The 17,253-nt window shown below is 59.6% G+C and carries 14 protein-coding genes; 5 read left to right on the top strand and 9 right to left on the bottom strand.

Annotated elements, in window-relative coordinates; all coding sequences use genetic code 11:
• The first annotated feature begins 9 nt into the window (after window positions 1-9).
• Window positions 10-306 (top strand): 4Fe-4S binding protein, encoded by a 297-nt coding sequence (locus tag SFUM_RS02805; protein WP_011697416.1) that lies wholly within the window; start codon window positions 10-12, stop codon window positions 304-306.
• Between the two features lie 33 nt (window positions 307-339).
• Here the strand turns inward: SFUM_RS02805 and SFUM_RS02810 are convergent, their stop codons facing one another.
• The 9 genes from SFUM_RS02810 to SFUM_RS02850 all read right to left on the bottom strand — a co-directional run bounded on the left by SFUM_RS02810 (window position 340) and on the right by SFUM_RS02850 (window position 10,953).
• Window positions 340-903, bottom strand: a complete 564-nt coding sequence (locus SFUM_RS02810; protein ID WP_011697417.1) for an epoxyqueuosine reductase QueH — start codon at window positions 901-903, stop codon at window positions 340-342.
• A complete protein-coding gene (locus SFUM_RS02815) occupies window positions 900-2,333 on the bottom strand; it encodes a UDP-N-acetylmuramate--L-alanine ligase (protein ID WP_011697418.1) in 1,434 nt (477 codons plus the stop codon). Before SFUM_RS02815 ends, SFUM_RS02810 begins: the two co-directional genes overlap by 4 nt.
• A complete protein-coding gene (locus SFUM_RS02820; protein ID WP_011697419.1) occupies window positions 2,314-3,441 on the bottom strand; it encodes a serine hydrolase domain-containing protein in 1,128 nt (375 codons plus the stop codon). The genes SFUM_RS02815 and SFUM_RS02820 overlap by 20 nt, the downstream gene beginning before the upstream one ends.
• A 4-nt stretch (window positions 3,442-3,445) precedes the next feature.
• Window positions 3,446-4,339, bottom strand: a complete 894-nt coding sequence (locus SFUM_RS02825; RefSeq protein WP_011697420.1) for a S66 peptidase family protein — start codon at window positions 4,337-4,339, stop codon at window positions 3,446-3,448.
• Window positions 4,336-5,112: a type III pantothenate kinase gene (locus SFUM_RS02830; protein ID WP_011697421.1), complete on the bottom strand. Its 777-nt coding sequence runs from the start codon at window positions 5,110-5,112 to the stop codon at window positions 4,336-4,338. Before SFUM_RS02830 ends, SFUM_RS02825 begins: the two co-directional genes overlap by 4 nt.
• A 316-nt stretch (window positions 5,113-5,428) precedes the next feature.
• The gene (gene folP / locus SFUM_RS02835; RefSeq protein WP_011697422.1) at window positions 5,429-6,289 is read right to left on the bottom strand and encodes a dihydropteroate synthase; all 861 of its coding nucleotides are present in this window, start codon (window positions 6,287-6,289) and stop codon (window positions 5,429-5,431) included.
• A gap of 256 nt (window positions 6,290-6,545) precedes the next feature.
• Window positions 6,546-8,504: an ATP-dependent zinc metalloprotease FtsH gene (ftsH, locus tag SFUM_RS02840; protein WP_011697423.1), complete on the bottom strand. Its 1,959-nt coding sequence runs from the start codon at window positions 8,502-8,504 to the stop codon at window positions 6,546-6,548.
• Between the two features lie 116 nt (window positions 8,505-8,620).
• Window positions 8,621-9,844, bottom strand: coding sequence for an MFS transporter (locus SFUM_RS02845; RefSeq protein ID WP_011697424.1), 1,224 nt, complete (start codon window positions 9,842-9,844; stop codon window positions 8,621-8,623).
• A 659-nt stretch (window positions 9,845-10,503) separates the two neighbouring features.
• Window positions 10,504-10,953 carry a hypothetical protein gene (locus SFUM_RS02850; RefSeq protein ID WP_011697425.1) on the bottom strand — a complete coding sequence of 150 codons (450 nt, stop codon included), beginning with the start codon at window positions 10,951-10,953 and terminating at the stop codon, window positions 10,504-10,506.
• 984 nt (window positions 10,954-11,937) lie between these two features.
• Here SFUM_RS02850 and SFUM_RS02860 point away from each other — a divergent pair.
• The 4 genes from SFUM_RS02860 to SFUM_RS02880 all read left to right on the top strand — a co-directional run bounded on the left by SFUM_RS02860 (window position 11,938) and on the right by SFUM_RS02880 (window position 17,207).
• Window positions 11,938-12,396: a hypothetical protein gene (locus SFUM_RS02860; RefSeq protein WP_150109417.1), complete on the top strand. Its 459-nt coding sequence runs from the start codon at window positions 11,938-11,940 to the stop codon at window positions 12,394-12,396.
• 388 nt (window positions 12,397-12,784) lie between these two features.
• Window positions 12,785-14,449 (top strand): SUMF1/EgtB/PvdO family nonheme iron enzyme, encoded by a 1,665-nt coding sequence (locus tag SFUM_RS21285; RefSeq protein WP_011697428.1) that lies wholly within the window; start codon window positions 12,785-12,787, stop codon window positions 14,447-14,449.
• Window positions 14,450-14,506: 57 nt separating this feature from the next.
• A complete protein-coding gene (locus SFUM_RS02875; protein WP_041439700.1) occupies window positions 14,507-15,223 on the top strand; it encodes a DUF4384 domain-containing protein in 717 nt (238 codons plus the stop codon).
• Window positions 15,210-17,207: an adenylate/guanylate cyclase domain-containing protein gene (locus tag SFUM_RS02880; RefSeq protein WP_011697430.1), complete on the top strand. Its 1,998-nt coding sequence runs from the start codon at window positions 15,210-15,212 to the stop codon at window positions 17,205-17,207. Before SFUM_RS02875 ends, SFUM_RS02880 begins: the two co-directional genes overlap by 14 nt.
• The last annotated feature ends 46 nt before the right edge of the window (window positions 17,208-17,253 follow it).

Genomic DNA, 17,253 nt, shown 5'->3' on the forward strand with positions numbered 1-17,253 from the left:
GAAGACTTCATGAACAAGGCGAGAGAAGACAAATTCACTCAGGCACGATCCGCGCTCTGCAAGGGAGAGGCGGGCAGGACCGGCGACTGGAGGTCCGTTCGGCCCCGGATAGACCACGCGAAGTGTATTCCGTCGAAAAACCGCCGTCCGTCCTGTTTCATTTGCTGGCTGTACTGTCCGGAGGGTGTGGTGAAGCGATCCATCCCTGTTGAAATCGATCTCGACTATTGCAAGGGATGCGGAATCTGCGCCGAGGAGTGTCCGGGCAAGGCCATAGAAATGGTTGAAGAACATGAGGAGGCATGAACGGGAGGAACCGGAAGCCTCTGGTTCGACGGATTACTTCGGGGGGCGGTCCTTCTTCCCTCCGCGATGGTATCTCTCCGCCTCCGAATAGATACACCCGCAATACTGCTGCCGATAGATGCCCATCATTTTCGCCGCTTCGTGACCTTCCCTCCAGCCTTGACGAAAGTCCCGGTAGATGAAGGGGACTCCGATTCTCCGCGAGGTGTCGCGCGCAATTTCCTCGATCAGTTCATGTTTTTGGAGCTTGCTGTAGAGCAGGGTGGTGGAGAAGGCGTCAAAACCGCTTTTCCGGGCAATCCGCGCCGCCGCCTCGATTCGAACCGAATAGCAGTAGACGCACCGCTGCTGCTCGCGGAAGACGACGTTCCGCAGGAATTCCACCGGATCGTAATCGTCACGAACGATCAGCGGGAGCTCTTCCCGTTCCGATACCGTGCGCGCGGCCTCGAGTCTGCGTTCGAATTCCCGGCAGGGTTGTATGTTCGGATTGTAGAAGAACCCGTGCACGGACCAGCCGTCCGCTCTGAGCGTTCTCAAAGGATAGATGGCGCAAGGACCGCAGCACATATGCAGCAGCAGGCGGCGCGTCGTCATGATGCACCTGCATGCTTTTGCGCCAGGGCGGTGCAAAGTCCGTGCGGCAGTCCGTCGAAACTCCCGTTGCTCATGCACACGACAAGATCTCCCGAAGCGCAGTGGTCGACCAGAAAGCCGATGAGATCTTCTGCCGATGCAAAGCCGTGACACTCCTTTCCCCGTTCGGCGATATCGGCAACCAGTTTCTGGACATCCAGCCGTTCTTCTCGTGGAATGGCGTCCATGCCGGGGGGATGCTTGATGCAGATGCAGAAAGCATCGTCGAAAGCAGTCGTGTAGGCCTGTTGGAATACGCTGCGCCGGCTCGAGTTGGTCCTCGGTTCGAAGGCGCAGAAAATGCGCCTTCGGGGATAGAAGTCCTTCAATGCCTGAATGGTTTCCCGGACTGCCGTGGGGTGATGGGCGAAGTCGTCCATGACCAGAATCCCGCCGATTTCACCCAGGATGTCCTGGCGCCGTTTCACGCCTTCGAAAGTCAGCAACCCGTCCTGCACCGCGTTCCTGTCGAGACCCGCAAGCGAGGCCGCGGCCATCACGGCCATGGAATTGCTCACATTGTGCCTGCCCGGCATGCGCGTCAGTATCGACTCCGTTCCCCGCGACAGGGGATTCTCATAAGTGAATCGAATCCGTCCGTCGGTGTGAATCATATCGACAATACGCCAATCGGCAGTCCGGGACCACCCGTAGGTGGTTACGCGGCCGCGGGATTCTTTTGCCAGGGCCAGGCAGTTCGCGTCGTCGGCGTTGAGGATCAGGTGGCCGTCGGGTTGGATGAGTCGCGCGAAAGAGCGAAAGGCGCGGCGGACAGCCTCGAAATCCGTGAAGATGTCCGCGTGATCGAACTCGACACTGGTCACAATGCCGATCCAGGGTGAGTAATGCAGGAATTTCGGTCCCTTGTCGAAAAACGCCGTGTCGTACTCGTCGCCTTCAATGACCATGAAAGGGCCGCGGCCGATACGGTAGCTGCTGTTCCAGTTCTTTATGAACGCTCCCACAAAAACGCTCGGATCCAGCCCGCCCCGGGACAGCACCCAGGACAGCAGGGAAGAAGTGGTGCTCTTCCCGTGCGTGCCGGCAACGACCATGCTCTTGTGGGCGCACAGGAAGAATTCCGCTATGGCCTGAGGCATCGAAAGGTACGGCAGACCATGGCTCAGCACGTACTCGGCTTCCGGGTTGGTTCTCCGGATGGCGTTGCCGATGATGACGAGATCCGGCGCGCACTTCTCCGGATTGGCGGCGTCGTATCCCTGGCAGACCGGTATCCCGAGCGTTTCCAGGTGAGTGCTCATGGGGGGATAGAGGTTCAGATCGGACCCCGTGACGTTGAAGCCTTTTTCCGTCAGCATTGTCGCCAGGGTGCCCATGGCGATTCCGCCAATGCCGAGCAGATAGATGGTCTTAGAATTCTTGCGTCGCATGCAGCAATTCCATTGTGAGATCATGTGCCAGAGGTCGAAACGCCTTGAGTTTCTCATTGCACCGGGTCGGATAGATCCGATTGGTGAGGAGGATGATGATCACGGACCTTTCGAGGTCCATCCAGGCGGATGTGCCGGAGAAGCCGAGGTGCCCAACGCTACGGGGTGAGAAGAAGCGGCCCGCGCTCGAATTCGAAGCGCTGGGCGTATCGAATCCCAGTGCCCAGGTGCTGTCCGCAACGATGCCCTGCCTGCTCCAGAATTCCGTCAGGATGTCGGAGGACCAGGCAGGCTCCCCGGAGTCCCCCCGGGCAATATCCAAAAAGCGGGAAAGAAGGGTGAAAATGCCGCGCGCGGTCCCGAACAGGCCGGCGTGCCCGGCGACACCTCCAAGACAGTAGCAGTTCTCGTCATGTACCTCTCCGACCAGCAGACGCTTTCGCCATGGGCAATGTTCCGTTGCCGCAAAAGACAGCCCGTCGGCAGGTGAAAGAGACGGGATGATTTCCGGACCGGTGGGGACCTCCATGGAACGGAAGTGCAGCGAATCGATCCGGAAGGGATCGAAAACCATTTTGCGGGCAACCTGGTCGAGCCTGCCGTCGAATAGCTTCTCGAGAATCATGCCCAGGAGGAGGAAGCCGAGATCACTGTAACACGCGACCGTCCCGGGAGGAGCGGCGAGAGGGGTGCGGAGGATGGCGTCGAGCAGCGCGGGCCGTCTGCTCGGGGGCGGCAGTGAGATCAGGTCGCGGTAAAAGGGATGATAGGCGGGGAGCCCCGAGCAATGGTTCAAAAGGTGCCGGATGGAGATGTCCCGTTTGTCCGCCGGCAACACATCGGGCGCAAAAAACGCATCCAGGGTGTGGTCGAGTCGGAGCGCGCCCCTGCTCGCCGCGCAAACGGCCAGTGGGGTGGTGACGAGAATCTTGGTCAGTGAGGCGAGGTCGAAGCGGGTTTCCGTCGAAATCGGCGATCCTCCGGAAAGGGTGTGACCCCACTGACGTTCGAAGAGGATTGTCCCGCGGGCCGCCGCAAGGAGGCTCGCTCCCGAGAAGATGCCTTCCCGCAGACCATCCTCAAAGAGTTGTTCGATTTGCGCAATCAAGGCTCTATCCGCAAAAAGGACTCTGAACCGCTCTGAGACTTCCCTCGTACGTGTTCAACGAAAACTCCACGTTGAGCGGGATCGCTTCATTCACCGAACCATGGCCGAACGGAAGGTCCGCAACGACCGGGAAAGAATAGTCTCGCACCTGCTCGAGGATCATCTCGTGGATGAGCGCGCGGTCCCCGCACTCGTGAAACTCCCCGAGCAAAAGGGCGGCGAGGCGTTCCAGCCTGCCGGACAACTTCAGTTGGGTAAAGAGCCGGTCCAGTCGATACGGGGCCTCTCCGCGGTCTTCCACGAGGAGCATGACCTTCTCCAGCTCCGGAAGAAACGGCGTGGACACAAGGTGTACCAGGCAGGTCAGGTTTCCGCCCAGGACCTTTCCGACGGCGGTGCCCTCCCGGAGTACCTGACCGGATGTAAATCGCCACGAGCATTCCGTTTCTCCCGCAAGCACCCTGCGGGTGTATTCCCACTGCGATTCAAACTGTCCGATCCCGGTAAGATTGGGGCCGAGGAAAGTGATCCATCCCATTTGAGAAGCAAAAGCAAGATGAAGGAATGTAATGTCACTGTGGCCCAGAAAGAGCTTGCGGTGATCGCGCAGGGAGGAAAACGGCAGCCGGGAAAGCAGCCTGCCGCTTCCGTAGCCGCCCCGGATGCACACCACGGCTGAAATCTCGGGGTTGGCGAGCAATTGCATCAGATCTTCGGCGCGCTCGGCGTCCGTTCCGGCAAGGTAGTGGTTCCGCTTGAATATGTGTCTGCCGGGTACGGGTCGGTAACCGTCGGCTTCAAGGACTGCCGTGCCCCGCTCGAAAGCTTCCCGATCGAATGGGCTCGATGGTGCCGCAAGACCGATACGATCGCCGGGTTTGAGAGGGCGCAGCTTCATGGATTCTTCTTGTTCCGTTCGAAGATGATCCGAAGCCCCTTGAGCGTCAGATAATCATCCACGTCGTCTATGAGTGAGCATTCACTGGCGATCAGCGCAGCCAGCCCGCCTGTGGCGACGACTTTCAGATTGGTCCCGATTTCATTTCGCATCCGGGTGATGATGCCTTCCACGAGACCTGCGTAGCCGTAGACAATGCCCGCATTCATGGACGCAATGGTGTTCTTGGCCAGTACCGAAGGCGGCCTGGCGAAAATTTCGACCCTTGGCAGCTTCGAAGTCTTGAAGAAGAGCGCTTCACAGGAAATCATGATCCCGGGACTGATCACTCCGCCCATGTATTCGCCCTTGTCCGAGATGTAGTCGAAAGTGGTGGCGGTCCCAAAGTCGACCACGATAGTGGCGCACCGGTAGTAGTCATAGGCGGCCACGGCATTGACGATGCGGTCGGCGCCAACCTCCTTCGGGTTGTCGTAGAAAATGGGCATGCCCGTGCGGATGCCCGGCCCGACGATGATCGGCTGAATGTTAAAATACTTCCTGCAGAACCGTTCGATGGAATTGAGGACCGGTGGAACCACACAGGAGATGATCACGCTGCCGACGTCCGCGACGAAAAAACCGTGAGCGTCGAACAGGCTGCGGATTGCAATGCCGTACTCATCGACCGTGGTGTTCACCTCGGTTCTGATCCGCCAGTCATGGACCAGCCGCTGTTCGTTGAAAAGGCCGAGCACCGTGTTGGTGTTCCCGATGTCCATTGCCAGGAGCATATCGAATCCCCTTCATAGTGCGACGAATGAGCCGAGCCGCTGGAAAGACTCGAAGTTCGCGCCCGAGCGCCTGCCGTGTACCTCTTTGGATATTCGCAACGCGCCCGGGGCGGGATCGTCGGCCTTGTTCCGGACGACGTCTGCGGCCGGAACGCGCGTGACCGGTCCGGCGCCGAACGACTGAACTGACCGGACGCCCGTGCCGGCCCACCGATCTTCGCGCCTCTCCCCTCGACCGGAAAGAAGGCTCCGGGATGTCCGTTCGTCCCGTGCAGTCGACCGGCACATCGATTCGGCTCGCGGGAAGTCCGCCGGCTTACCCGGCGCTCCGTATCGCGTCACCCATCCGGGCGACCTGCAGGTGAAAACCGACATCGTGCACCCGCAGAATGTGAACGCCGGACGCAATGGCGACGGCGTTCACCGCCGCGGTCCCGACTTCCCGGTCATCCGGAGACCGCCCCAGAATACTCCCGATGAATCGTTTCCTTGAAGCTCCTAGCAGAACAGGACGATCCAGGCAACCAAAAGCCGGGAGATTCCGGATCAAAGACAGGTTGTGTTCGACGGTTTTCCCGAAGCCGATTCCCGGATCGACGATGATCTGCGAGCGGTCCACGCCGTTTTGGACGGCAAATTGAATGCGGTCCTCCAGAAAGGCGACGATCTCCGAGAGCAGGGACGCGTAACGTGGTTCCTGCTGCATGTTCTTCGGATTGCCCTGCATGTGCATCAGAATCACCGGTGCGCCCGAATCCGAGGCCACCTTGACCATGTTCTCGTCAAATCGCATGGCGCTCACATCGTTGATGATGTCCGCTCCTGCTTCGATGGCCCGTTTTGCGACCTCGGCCTTGGTCGTGTCGATGGAAATCGGGACATTTCCAACGGCTCGGACGGCCTCGATGACGGGCAGCACCCGCTCAAGCTCGGATTCCAGCGGCACGGGATCGGAGAATGGGCGCGTGGATTCACCTCCGATATCCAGGATATCCGCGCCGGCGGAAATCAGTGCCGAAGCTTGCTCGACCGCGGAGTCGAATGAAAAGAACTTCCCGGCCTCCGAAAAGGAATCGGGAGTGACGTTGAGAATCCCCATCACGAGCGTCCGCCGCCCAAGGGACAGGCAACCGGATTTCAGCCTGAGGATATAATCCTTTCGCTCCGAAATGCTCATGAAGCACCTTTGTGCGGTAACTTCCGCATGAATCTCCCGGACAGTCCGCGGGGCGGTGCCGATGGAGCCGCCTCCGAACCGCCGGTCCACGGCATGGCTGGTATCGCGGGGTGTCGCGGCGGAAAGCCTGGAGCAGTGGATGGAAGGGGGGAGGTGCCGGAAGCATCGAGCCGGAGAATGCGCCCGGGTGAAAGGCCGGACAGGTTGCCGCATCCCGTGGCCCGCGAACGGCACTGCGGTCAGCCTCCCCGTGCCCTCAAGTGCCCTGATTCTTCTGCTCGGAGGCGGAAGTGGAATCCGGCGATGCCGTGCCTCCTTCGGGCTGTTCCGCGACGGCTTCCTGCGTGCCGACGCCGTCTACGGCAATTTCAAGTTCCGGGGGGCGCGGAGGCTCCCTGCGCTTGATCTCATCGTATAGCCCCGGGTCGACCTCGAGGATGATCCGATCGATGTCCCGCAGGTCGAGGGTTTCCCTTTCGAGCAGCCCCTCGGCGATCTTCTCCAATAGAGTGAAGCGGTCGCTCAGCATCTGTCGGGCACGAAGGTAGTTTTCATCGACAATCCGGCGGACCTCCTTGTCGATGAAAATGGCGGTCTGCTCGCTGAAGTCGCGGTGTTGCGCAATATCGCGCCCCAGAAAAACCTGTTCTTCCTGCCTTCCGAAACTGACCGGGCCCATATCCTCGCTCATGCCCCATTCACACACCATGCGACGGGCGAGCTGAGTGGCGCGTTTGATGTCGTTGGAGGCGCCCGTGGTCCGCTGGTTGAACGCCAGTTCCTCGGCCACGCGTCCGCCCATCAGGATGGCGATGCTGTCCAGCAGGTAGTCCCTCGAATAGGTGTGGCGGTCGTCTTCAGGGAGTTGCTGGGTGAGCCCCAGCGCGCGTCCCCGCGGGATGATGGTCACCTTGTGGAGCGGATCGGCCCCCGGCAGCAGCCTGGCCACGAGCGCATGCCCGGCTTCGTGATAGGCGGTGTTGCGCTTCTCCTCCTCCGTAAGGATCATACTCTTGCGCTCCAGGCCCATCATCACCTTGTCTTTGGCCGATTCGAAATCGGCCATGTCGATGAGATCCTTGTTCTTACGAGCGGCAAGCAGGGCCGCCTCGTTCACCAGATTCTCGAGGTCGGCCCCCGAAAACCCGGGGGTTCCCTTCGCCAGGACTTTGGGATCGACGTCGGGAGCCAGGGGCTTGGCCCGCAGATGGACATGCAGAATGCCTTCTCGTCCGCGGATATCGGGGACGGGCACCACCACCTGCCGGTCGAAGCGGCCCGGTCTGAGCAGAGCCGGGTCCAATACGTCGGGACGGTTGGTGGCCGCAATGAGAATCACGCCCTCGTTGGACTCGAATCCGTCCATTTCCACCAGCAACTGGTTGAGTGTCTGTTCGCGTTCGTCATGTCCTCCACCCAGGCCGGCGCCGCGGTGCCGCCCGACGGCATCGATTTCGTCGATGAATATGATGCACGGGGCGTTCTTCTTGCCCTGCATGAACAGATCCCGGACCCGGGACGCACCTACCCCGACGAACATCTCCACAAAATCCGAACCGCTGATGGTGAAAAAGGGAACGCCGGCTTCCCCGGCAATGGCTTTTGCAAGAAGGGTTTTTCCCGTGCCGGGAGCCCCCACCAGGAGGACGCCTTTGGGAATCCTGCCCCCCAGGCGCGTGAACTTACGGGGATCTTTAAGAAATTCAACAATCTCCTGCAGTTCTTCCTTGGCTTCGTCAATGCCCGCGACGTCGTTGAACAGGACTTTCTTTGAATTCTCATTGAGCAGCCGGGCCCGGCTCTTGCCGAAGCTCATGGCTTTTCCGCCGCCCACCTGCATCTGGCGCATGAAGAAAATCAGCATCCCCACCAGCAGGAGCATAGGGAGAAACCAGTTCACCAGGACCGACACGTACCAGGGGTTTTCCTCCTCGGGCTTGGCCTGGATGTCGACCCCGTGGTCCCTGAGCATCTTGATCATATCCGGGTCTCTGGGAACGTGGGTGCGGAAGAGCTTGCCGTCATTGTAGGTTCCCAGAATGCGATCGCCCTGGATGGTGACCTTTGCGACTTCCCCTTTCTGAACCGAGGCCATCAGTTGGCTGTAGGTGGTCTCGATGCTGGAGCTCTGGGGTTTTTGCAGCATGTTGAACAACAAAATCACCATAAGGCTGATGACCAGCCATAGGGCCAGATTTTTATAGAACGGACTCAACAGCGATGCCTCCTTGAACGGTGTCGATTCCCCGATATCGTTTGTAACATTATATTTTATTCGCTATTGGCCGAGAGAACAAATGGAAAGTCTCCCACAGACACTCTACGCCGCTTCTATAACAGATTCCCGGCCGATGGGGAAGGCGGAATCCTGGTCACAAAGGCCCGGAAGACGACGCCCGTCAATGCGATGACCCCGGCCGTGACCAAAAACGCGCTCTTGAATCCCAGGTCGCGGGCCAGTGCGCCCATGCTCACGGCGCTCAGCATCATTCCAAGGTAGATGCAGGTGCTGTAGCCTCCCATGGCGAGCCCGCGGCTATCATGCGGGACCACCTCGGATATGAGCGCTCCCAGCGCGGTGAACGTCAGACTCATGGTGATCCCGAGTGCGATCGAAAAGCCGATGAAGTGAAAAATGCCGGTCGAGAATGCGATCCCCGAAACGGCGATCGAGAAGCCGATCAGCCCGAAGACCACAACGGCACCGCGGTCCTTGACTCGATCGGTAAAGTGGCCGAACGGGATCCGCGCAACCGCGTTGAAAAGCGACTGCGAGGCAAAAATGAGGCCGATGCTCGCCACCGATATGCCCTGTTCCGCGGCATGCAGGGGAACAAAAGTCACGAACATCCCCAGGCCGAAACACCCCCCGAGGGTCCCCATCCAGCAGCCGAGGAGAGGACGATTGGTGAGGAACGTCCCCGCGACGGCCATGCTGTCGAGCTTTCGGGAAGAGTGGGCGGCGGTGCGGGGTGTCCGGGGCAGCAACACCAGGACAAGGCAGAACATCAGGAATCCGAAACCTCCCGAAATCGCGAACACGGCCGGGTAACCCGTGACCTCCGCGAGGGCTCCGCCCAATGCGGGTCCCAGGCTCATGCCTCCGTACAGTGCCATGGTGTAGTAACCGTAGGAGCGCCCCAGGTGCGTCGCGGGAGCGAAATCGGCAACGTAGGACATCAACGTCGGGGCAAAAGCGGCCAAGCCGACCCCGAACAGGAGGTAAACGAGGACCATCTGCATGGGATTTCGACACAGGCAGAGGAGAAAGGAGCTCAGTGACGTCAGTAGAATTCCTCCCAGAATGAGGGACTTCCTGCCCAGCCGATCCGACACTATTCCCAGTGGAAGTGAAAGAAGCGCGGCCATGAAAAGAAAGGAAGAATTGATCAATCCGACTTCGAACGCATCCGCGCCCAGGGACAGCGCAAACAGTGGAACCACCGGAACCCGCATGTACGCGCCGACATAACAAAAAAAGCATACGATACAGCACAGGAAAAGAAGACGGACAAAGGCCACGGTGGACTTCAACGATGGATCGTCCGGATTCATGTCGTGTCGTGTCCGATTCGCAAATGTGAGTGTGAAGGATGGTGCCGCCCCGTCATTCGGGAATTATGGAACACCATACCCGATGAAAACGTCGGCGACCTGCCGGCGAAGGCGAGTGCGGTGGAAGCGGTTTCGCGAGTCGATACCGTGCGAACAAGCCGGCTGGCTCCATCCAGAATGCCAATTGAGACCGGGGTGCGTTCAAGATCACACAACACCTGCCCGGCGGCAGGTGACGCGGAGGGGACAAACCCCGTCCCTGCGGACCGATGTGCCGGTCAGGAGCAGCGACAGTGTTCTCTGTCAACTCTTGAGTCGCGTAGGATGGGATGCGCGGCAGCGCAGCCCACGGTCCCAAACCCCTTGTCCCTGCCGTCATAGCCAACATACAAGGGGAGGGCTTTATGCCCTCCCGCGCAATGCTGCGGACTTGAACGCAACCTGCTATGAGCACTCGAAGACCGGAAAGAAAGGTTATCCCGTCGGATCAACAGGGTTTGCCGCGACTTCGCGCGGAACCCGGCCCGCCCAAACGGCTTCGTTGCTTTTCCGTATCGGCTGTCTCCTATATGCATCCCTTCAAGGGGTGCATGAACGTCGATCATGGACTCCGGCGCCGGATCGGAGCGCGGATAAATGCAAATCAAAACGTCGGCGGACTATTGGGTTTGTGCCAGAATCGCCTGATACCCACTGTTCGTCACTTGCCATGTCTTCGGTTTTTCCAGGAACTGCCACGTCTGGCGAATCATCTTGCTCTGAAGGCTGGGTTCCCTGGTCAGGTAGAAACGGCAGTTGATGAACACGGTGCCTCGAAGACCGTTGGCTTCGAATGATACGTTCCTGATTTCATAGTCCATTATCCTCACTTCCTTGAGAAACGCATCCGCTTCTTTCCAGAACGCTTCCTGGTTCGCGGGATCCACGAAGCCCGATGCGGTCTTGTAGTCCTGCCACCGGAAAGCGGCATTGTACCCGTCGATGGCGGCGACGAATTGTTCGTGCTGTTTCTCTTCTTTGGTCGCCATGCCGCATGAAGCGGTAATGAGGGCGGCCAGAACAATAATCAAAATCTTGGCGGCATTGCATCCGGCATGGACCGATCTCATGGCAATACTCCCTTTTCCGGAGAAATCCCTGTTTATTTATTTATTCAATAGGTTAGTGTGCATTCGTCATCGAGGCGCATTTTCATATATTAGCGCCCATGAATCAAGACAATTGTAGATCATTGCCGGCCCCGGCCGCCGCCGCGGACTCGCCCGGCTTCTGCGGGAGAGAAGAAGACCGTCCGGACCCGGACCCGACGGTGGTCGCGTCCTCCCACGGCGCGTGCTGAACGTGGTTGCCTGCATTAGTACCTCTCAATATGCGGAACCCGGAGGATTCGAAACACTCACGAGCATCCGACGGGCGCTTCACGAAAGTCTTTTCGCCCGCCGGCTTTCCGGTGGGTTCCTTTTTCTCATAATCGGCATGTGCGGCGCGGAGGTTTACCCCGCGGGGAGCGACTCGACCGCGCGGGATGGCGCATCCGGGAAACCGCGCCGTCGCCGCCGGAAGCGGGGGAAGGATCGCTCCCTCCCCGGAGGGAGCGGACACGGAGCCGACGGAAAAGAAAGGGCCGCGGCGGTCCTTTCGTGAAAGCGGCGCCGGTGGGGTCATGAATAGAACTCCTGCTGCGTGGGTCGAGGAAGTGAAAAAAACCGGGCGAGCGTTCCGCCTGGAAAGGCGTTCGAATGGTGTTCGCCGCTCTTCCGTCCCGTTTCTGGCCGATGCAGTCGCCATGGATATTGCCGTACCATCCGGAGACCATTTGAGGTAATATACCTACGTGCAAACGGGGTCAGGCCTGCAATCGTGCAATTTGTCCCCGCACGCGGCGCGCCGGTTTTTCTCCCGTGGAGATGTCCGCTCCTGCGAGCCCCTTTTTCAGGTCGGGGAGCATCGCACCACAATCAAATGGAAGAGCCTCAGGAATGTCCGCCTACGTCTGGTGCAAGAATGAAGAGTGCCGAGTACCCAACTTCAGGTGCCTTTTGTGCCGGGATGATTGTTACGCTTTCCGTCGGAATCGCGGCGATGATGACGGCATGCTGGAAAAACTGATCAGGTCCGGGAAAATCAAGGAGCATTTCTTTATGAAACGCAAGGATACCCCACGAAACGAGTTGGAGAGCCCCGAGTCCGCGATTCCTTCATCGGGATCGGCGGCGGTGCCGGAACGGGAGGACAACGGCCTCTTCCTGCTGGAAGACGGGAAGCTCAGGCCTTTCTCCCTCGAAGAATACACTGCTGCAACGCTTTACGAGGTCGTGGAGTCGTTCGGCGTGGAATGCAAGCTGGTTCGCCCGGAAGATCCAGGCAATGTCCTGTTCGAAGGGAAACGGCCGTCACGTAAGACGGTTCCGATCTTTATCAAAAAGGACGGCGACTGCGCACTCGTCGCGTCCTGGGAAACCGTGGAGGCAAATCCGGAACAGTTGGCCGAGGTCCGGGAAGTGCTCGGCGCGATCCCCGTGAGGCAGGCATTTGTGCTCAGAAGAAAATAAACGGCTTCATCGCAAGAACATTCGGACCGGGCTGGAGCGAATGGAGCCGCCGGTGGACAGGCGGGCCCGGACCGCGCGACAAGGCGATATCGAGTTTAACCTGTTGGAAGTACACGCTGTTTTTCATTGTGTTTGAAGACTGTAATGGGTTTTCTTATAATCCGCCTGTTCGGGGAACGTCGCGGAAGTGACCGAATTTCCCGGTCTAAGTGCCGATACGGTGGCGACTTGCCGCCGGAGCGCGTGTGAACTGCACACTTGCCCGCGTCGGCGGACGCGGTACGGTATTGCGGGGGAGCCACCCCGGGGAGCGTCTGCGAATCAGGGAGCTGACCCGGGTTGGAAACTCCCTTTTTTACTTTAGGGCAGGGAGGACGACGGACAAAAGATGCTGGGATTGAGCACCAAGACTTTCTTACTGATGATGGCGACGGTACTGCTGGCGGCGTCCGGGCCCGTGGACCGGGTCTGGGGAGCCGACGCGGCCCCGCCGGTGGAAAATGCTTCCCAGGCGGAGCAACGCACCGCGCTGGTGATCGGGAATGGGGCTTACGCTTCCGCTCCCTTGCGCAATGCAGTCAACGACGCGCGCACCATGGGAGAGACCCTGAAGGGACTCGGCTTCGATGTGGTCGAGCATGAGAACCTCAACCAGAAGGAGATGAAGAAGGAAATCCAGGCCTTCGGCCAGAGGCTGCTCAAGGGGGGCGTCGGGTTGTTTTATTATGCCGGACACGGTATGCAGGTGAACGGACGCAACTACCTGATTCCGGTGGGGGCTGCCATCGAGCACGAGAAACAGGTGGAATACGAGGCCGTGGATGTCGGCGCGGTTCTGACGGAAATGGATTACGCCAGAAATCGTTTGAACATCGTCATATTGGACGCATGCCGGGACAATCCGTTTGCGCGGAGTTTCCGTTCTTCCATGCAGGGACTGGCTTCCATGAATGCCCCCACGGGTACGATCGTGGCCTATGCGACGGCCCCAGGGGCGGTGGCAAACGACGGGCCGGGAGACCACGGAGTTTACACGGGCGAACTGGTCAAGGCGATGGAGGCTCCCGGGCTGCGGATCGAGGACGTTTTCAAGCAGGTGCGGTCCAGCGTGCGGGAGACAACCCAGGGGAAACAGGTTCCCTGGGAGTCCTCCTCCCTGGAAGGAGATTTCTACTTCAAGTTTCCCACCGCCGCGACCCCACCCGTTCCGGTTCCGGACAAGCCGGTTCCAGTGCCGCAAACGGTCACCGCGAGAGGCGAGAAGCCTGCCAGGACACTCAAGACCTGGAAGGAACCGATCACCGGGATGGAGTTCGTATGGGTGCCCGGAGGCTGCTTTCTCATGGGCAGCCCCCAGACCGAGAAGGACCGTGAAGCCGATGAAGGGCCGGTGCACGAGGTATGCGTGGACGGCTTCTGGATGGCGCGCACCGAAGTGACCAACGGCCAGTTCAGAAAATTCCGTGCCGATCACAACAGCAGGGACTATTCCGGGGTATCGCTCAATGGAGACAATCAGCCCGTGGTTTATGTCACGTGGAACGATGCCAATGATTTTGCCCAGTGGCTGAAGGGTCAAAACGGCGGCCAGTACAAATTCCGGCTTCCCACCGAGGCCGAATGGGAATACGCATCCCGGGCCGGAAAGGAGTCCTCCAGGTACTGGGGGGATGATCCGAACAAGGCCTGCACTCATGAGAACGTGGCCGATTTGACGGCGAAACGGCAGTGGAAATGGGAGGAATCACACGACTGCGACGACGGTTACGCGGCGATAGCCCCTGTGGGTACTTTCCAGGCGAACGATTTCGGCATTTACGATATGCTCGGCAACGTCTGGGAGTGGTGCGAGGACATATACGGCGTCGATGCCTATACCAGGCACGATCGGATGAATCCGTCGTTTACGGACCGGACTGCCGGAACCGGTCGGGTCGTCCGGGGGGGATACTGGCATTCGCAGCCGGGCGGCGCGAGGTGTGCCGACCGGGGCAGCGGCTTGCCCGAGGCAATGAACGACGATCTCGGGTTTCGATTGGTGAGGGAACCCTAGCCGGTCCGCTTTCCGATCGGGGGACGGGTCCGCATGAGGTTACGAGGAGAGGGGGAGATGTTCATCTTCAGGAACAGGATGGAATGGAGTGTGCCGGCGCGGATGGTGATGTCGGTTCTGGCGATTTGCGCCTGCCTGCTGCTCTCGAACGTGTGCTTCACAGGTGCGGCGGAAACACCCGCGGTGGAGTTCAAATGGGCGTTCGGAGCCTTGACGGAGGAGGACGGGCAGTCGCGAATCGTGCCTGTGGGCCGGGATGCGGCGCTGAAAACGGGCGATCGTCTGAAACTCATGATTGAAATGAAGAGAAAGAGTTTCATTTACGTCTTCCACCATAACGAACGAGACGGTTTGACACTGCTGTTTCCCTATTCTTTCGAACAGTTCACGGCGGATTACCGGCCCGCGGTCAAATACTACATTCCACGCGGCGAGGCGTGGTTCGAGCTGGACAAGCAGCCGGGAACCGAAAAATTTTATCTGTTGGCGTCGGCCGAGCGCCTCCTCGGCCTCGAGGCGCTGTATACCTCATACCGGGCCGGCGATGCCCAGACCAAACACCAACTCTCGAACAAGATCCTGGATAAGATACGGACCCTCAAGAGGCAGGGCCGGGATCTGGCAGCCCCCGCGGAACGGCCTGTCGCAATAGGTGGAGCGGTCAGGGGAGTCCCGAAGCAGGCCGGACCCGCCTTGCCCGACGTGGCGACCTTGGCCGAGGAGATCGCTTCGTCCGGTGTCGTGTCCAGGACCTACAACGTTGAGCACAAGTAGACGGGGGAACGTTCGGGCCACGACCGCCCTGGTCGTGGCCTCCTTTGCCGTCGTGGCGCTGTGCTTCAGACTCCTGCCATGGGTGTTCGAACCCTGGAATTCTCAACTCGTCGATAAACTCTTCGTGCTGCGTTCATCCGTTTCGTGGCTTCGACCCGTCTACGACCCGACCGTCGTGCACGTGGACATCACCAATTCCACGCTTCACAGGCTCGATGACTTCTATCTCAAACGGGTTCAATTCGCGCGCGTGGTGCGCAATCTCGCCGCGATGCGCACGGCGGCCCAGGCGTATGATTTTATTTTCGGGACAAAACCTGATGACCGGGACGATCCGGCACTGATCGCAGCCGCGCGTGAGGCGGGCAATGCCTATTTCGGCCTTGCCCTGGCGCTTTCCCCGCAAAGAGCCGCGCGCGAGACCAAAGTGGACGAGGAAGCGCTCCGCACCCTGGCCTCAACGAAGTGGGTGTTGAACGTGGAGGGCGACGTCACGGGCTTCCATCGCGGCTCGGCCCCGCTGGCGACTTTCCCCGCTTTGGCCGCCGTGTCGAAAGGCTTGGGACACATCAGCATCAAGATCGACGCGGATGGCATCGTACGCAGGGTGCCCCTGCTGGTTCGCTACGAAGACGGTTTCTATCCCAGCCTGCCTTTTCGCGTCATTTGCGATTATCTCGGGGTGCCTCCGCAACACATCCGGGTTGTCCCGGCGGAGGCGGTCGTGCTGCAGCAGGCGCGCAGACCGGGGGCTCCCCCGCGCGATATCCGCATCCCCATCGACCGGGCCGGGAGCATGATCGTTTCCTTTATCGGCCCGTGGGAGACGATGAAGCATTACAATTTCGCCGACGTGTATATTGCTTCCGACAGCCGAGATGAATTGGAGGTATGGAGGGACGAACTGGAAGGGAAGATCGTCGTGGTCTCCGATGTCTCCACCGGATCGACCGACCTCAGGCCGGTGCCGACCGACACGGAGTATCCGTTGAGCGGAATGCACGCGAACGCGATCCACACTATCCTCACGGAAGATTTTTTTCGCGAGAGCACTGCGGCGGAAGCGTTCCTGGTCGAGCTCTCCCTGATGGCGTGCCTGATTGTCCTGGCACGAAGTTTTTCTTCGGTCGCGTTCACCGCGAGTGCGGCGGGAATGGTGGCATTGTGCGCGGGCGGAGCGCTTGTCAGCTTCTTTTCGCTGCACGCGATCCCGCAGGTCGTCAGGCCGGTCCTTTCCATCGGCCTCGCCGTCTTCCTCGTGCTTGCCTACCGGTACATCAACGAAGAAAAACAGAAGGAAGTGTACAGAAGATCCTTCGAAGCCTATTTCCCGCCGGCTGTGGTGAAAAAGATCATGGCCCATCCCGAATCGATGGCCATGAGCGCGCAGCGCAAGGAGCTGACCGTGCTGTTCAGCGACATCGCGAGTTTCACGACGTACTCCTCGGCCCTCGCACCCGACCGGATTCGCGGTTTTCTGAACGAGTATTTCGACGCCATGGTCGAGATCGTGTTCAACCACGGCGGCACGGTGGACAAGTACATCGGGGATGGGCTGATGGTGTTCTTCGGCGACCCCGAACCCCAGGAGGATCACGCGACGCGATGCGTTCAGGCCGCCATCGACATGCAGCGTCGCGTGCGAGAGCTCCAAAATGCCTGGCGGAATGCGGGAGGGTTTCCTCTTGCCGTGCGTATCGGAATCAACACGGGTGAGGTGGTGGTCGGCAACATGGGATCCAGGAGGCAGTTTTCGTACACGGTCCTCGGATCCCCGGTGAATCTCGCCCAGCGCCTCGAATCCAACGCTCCCGTGGGGGGCATTCTCATTTCCGAACGGACCAGGCAGTTGATCGGGGACGGATTCCAGACGAAGGCATTGGGGGAAATTAAGGTCAAGGGAATCGCGGAGCCCGTTGCCGTGCACGAGGTAACGGTGTCACAGGGTGAAGTGCAGGATTCGAACAGTGCCGGGAATGTGTGACGGAAGCGGCAGGAAGGCCGACCGAACCCGATTCGTGTTGGGGGGT

Source organism: Syntrophobacter fumaroxidans MPOB (assembly GCF_000014965.1).
Classification (GTDB): domain Bacteria; phylum Desulfobacterota; class Syntrophobacteria; order Syntrophobacterales; family Syntrophobacteraceae; genus Syntrophobacter; species Syntrophobacter fumaroxidans.

Bases quoted from the DNA above. Each gene is read 5' to 3' on its own strand.
- SFUM_RS02850 (WP_011697425.1), bottom strand. From the start codon at position 10,953: ATGAGATCGGTCCATGCCGGATGCAATGCCGCCAAGATTTTGATTATT.
- SFUM_RS02825 (WP_011697420.1), bottom strand. From the start codon at position 4,339: ATGAAGCTGCGCCCTCTCAAACCCGGCGATCGTATCGGTCTTGCGGCA.
- SFUM_RS21285 (WP_011697428.1), top strand. From the start codon at position 12,785: ATGCTGGGATTGAGCACCAAGACTTTCTTACTGATGATGGCGACGGTA.
- SFUM_RS02830 (WP_011697421.1), bottom strand. From the start codon at position 5,112: ATGCTCCTGGCAATGGACATCGGGAACACCAACACGGTGCTCGGCCTT.
- folP (WP_011697422.1), bottom strand. From the start codon at position 6,289: ATGAGCATTTCGGAGCGAAAGGATTATATCCTCAGGCTGAAATCCGGT.
- SFUM_RS02805 (WP_011697416.1), top strand. From the start codon at position 10: ATGAACAAGGCGAGAGAAGACAAATTCACTCAGGCACGATCCGCGCTC.
- SFUM_RS02875 (WP_041439700.1), top strand. From the start codon at position 14,507: ATGTTCATCTTCAGGAACAGGATGGAATGGAGTGTGCCGGCGCGGATG.
- SFUM_RS02860 (WP_150109417.1), top strand. From the start codon at position 11,938: ATGCTGGAAAAACTGATCAGGTCCGGGAAAATCAAGGAGCATTTCTTT.
- SFUM_RS02845 (WP_011697424.1), bottom strand. From the start codon at position 9,844: ATGAATCCGGACGATCCATCGTTGAAGTCCACCGTGGCCTTTGTCCGT.
- SFUM_RS02810 (WP_011697417.1), bottom strand. From the start codon at position 903: ATGACGACGCGCCGCCTGCTGCTGCATATGTGCTGCGGTCCTTGCGCC.
- SFUM_RS02815 (WP_011697418.1), bottom strand. From the start codon at position 2,333: ATGCGACGCAAGAATTCTAAGACCATCTATCTGCTCGGCATTGGCGGA.